This is a genomic window from Lachnoanaerobaculum saburreum DSM 3986 (assembly GCF_000185385.1).
Classification (GTDB): Bacteria; Bacillota; Clostridia; order Lachnospirales; family Lachnospiraceae; genus Lachnoanaerobaculum; species Lachnoanaerobaculum saburreum.
The window spans coordinates 1,651,623-1,653,154 of record NZ_GL622296.1 but is presented as its reverse complement, the minus strand read 5'-3'; the positions used below and the strand labels follow the sequence as shown (position 1 = coordinate 1,653,154).

Genomic DNA, 1,532 nt, shown 5'->3' with positions numbered 1-1,532 from the left:
GCTTAATTTTTTATAATGTCCTGATATCTGAATTTTTGAGAGTACTCCTTGATTTAAAATTGCTGTTTTAAACGGATTTTATTCAAAATAGTGCTATATTTTTACTTTAATATCCTTATTTTTATAGCAATGCTTATAATTACTCATTTTATATACTAAATCAAAAAAGTCTGTCACTGATTGTATACAATCACGACACCCTGAAAAGCCCCATTTTAAGCCATTCTTAAAAATAGATTGACAGACTTTTTAGCCTGTAATACAATAGTTTTAGGTCAAAATAGTAGTTTTTACCTATTACAACGGCTTAAATGCAGTTGTAAGTACCTTACCTATAAGGAATGGAAACATATTGTTTTAGCTCATTAATAAATTCATTTACCGCGTAAGTACCTTACCTATAAGGAATGGAAACTGGTTGTTAGTGTCAACAAACTTTTCGTTTATTAGAAGTCGTAAGTACCTTACCTATAAGGAATGGAAACCCCTTGCGGTCGATAATTTTATACCCAATATCATAGGGTAGTGTAAGTACCTTACCTATAAGGAATGGAAACATTGTCAAATCTCCTTTACCCGTTACCGATAGCTCAGTTTTTATTATTTGTAAGTACCTTACCTATAAGGAATGGAAACTCAAATTTATATTCATTCTTTTGCCAGTCGAATTCGCACGTAAGTACCTTACCTATAAGGAATGGAAACTACTCCGGTGTGGAAGAATCTGTCAAGATCCTGACCGGCCTGTAAGTAAGTACCTTACCTATAAGGAATGGAAACTACTAACAATCTATCAATAGATACATCTTTCCATTTAACCGTAAGTACCTTACCTATAAGGAATGGAAACTATGCCATTCTCTTTCAACCAGTCAGTAAAATCAGCCGATCTGTAAGTACCTTACCTATAAGGAATGGAAACGTTCATATTCCCTCCTTGGGATCTTCCGCTTTGTGCGGTAAGTACCTTACCTATAAGGAATGGAAACAGTGCAGATGTTGATAGTGTGCGGTGTAAGGTTAACTGTAAGTACCTTACCTATAAGGAATGGAAACAATAAACTATCACTTACAATTAAACCTGTAATCCACACTTTTTGTAAGTACCTTACCTATAAGGAATGGAAACAACCTCTTCACCAACATTGATAATATGTCACTACAAGTAAGTACCTTACCTATAAGGAATGGAAACAATTTCTGATTGTCATAATTCAATCCTCCCTGAAATATTGTAAGTACCTTACCTATAAGGAATTGAAACGATTTGAGAAACCCACATCCAACATTCCAATCATTCTTTGCGTAAGTACCTTACCTATAAGGAATGGAAACAGACTACATATAATTTGTACTGTGTTTTCATCCATATTGCTTGTCATCGTAAGTACCTTACCTATAAGGAATGGAAACTCTGAGAGAGCTCTTGCTACCGCAACACCATAAACTGGGTGTAAGTAACTTACCTGTAAGGAATGTACATCTAGTTTGATGATAAACAGTAACTATATTCCATATTCAACGTAAAAAAA

General features: G+C 34.1%; 1 CRISPR repeat array.

Annotated features, from left to right (window positions below):
* Nucleotides 1-319 precede the first annotated feature (319 nt).
* Nucleotides 320-1,483: a CRISPR direct-repeat array (repeat unit 30 nt; unit sequence GTAAGTACCTTACCTATAAGGAATGGAAAC).
* Nucleotides 1,484-1,532 lie beyond the last annotated feature (49 nt).